A 639-nucleotide genomic window follows, 5' to 3' on the forward strand; every position below is an offset into this window, starting at 1 on the left:
ACAGCTGGTCAATTGGTGGTACTGCAAGCTATGTAGGTACTCAAGTGTCTTCTGTCTTCATTGAAGATGGTGGAATTAACACTTGGAACATGAGCATTGTTGGTTTCCTAATTCTATTAGGCATGACAACGGCTCTATTGACGCTTTCTGGCGGTACTCGCGCATTCGCTGAATGGGCACAGTCTCGTGTGAAAAGTAAACGCGGCTCTAAACTTCTTGCAGCCTTTTTAGGCGTATTCATTTTTGTCGACGATTACTTTAATAGTCTTGCTGTAGGTGCGATTTCACGCCCAGTAACGGATCGCTTCTATGTATCTCGTGCGAAACTGGCTTACATCCTAGATTCAACCGCTGCACCTATGTGTGTCATCATGCCAGCTTCTAGTTGGGGTGCTTACATCATTACTATCATCGGCGGTATTTTAGTATCACATGGTATTACTGAGTATTCAGCGCTTGGGGCGTATGTGCGTCTTATACCAATGAACTTCTACGCTGTATTTGCGCTGTTAATGGTGTTTGCAGTAGCGTGGTTTGGTCTAGATATCGGCAAGATGCGCGAGCATGAAATTGCAGCGTCTCAAGGTCGTGGTTTTGACAAAGACAAAGAGAACGACACTCAAGAAGCGCATGAGCTTA

The 639-nt window shown here is 45.1% G+C and carries 1 protein-coding gene; it reads left to right on the forward strand.

All coding sequences use genetic code 11. The features are described from left to right. On the forward strand, positions 1 to 639 hold a 639-nt coding region (locus R7E78_RS27690), incomplete at both ends, for a Na+/H+ antiporter NhaC family protein (protein WP_318058827.1).

It is taken from the genome of Vibrio sp. YT-19(2023), assembly GCF_033337395.1.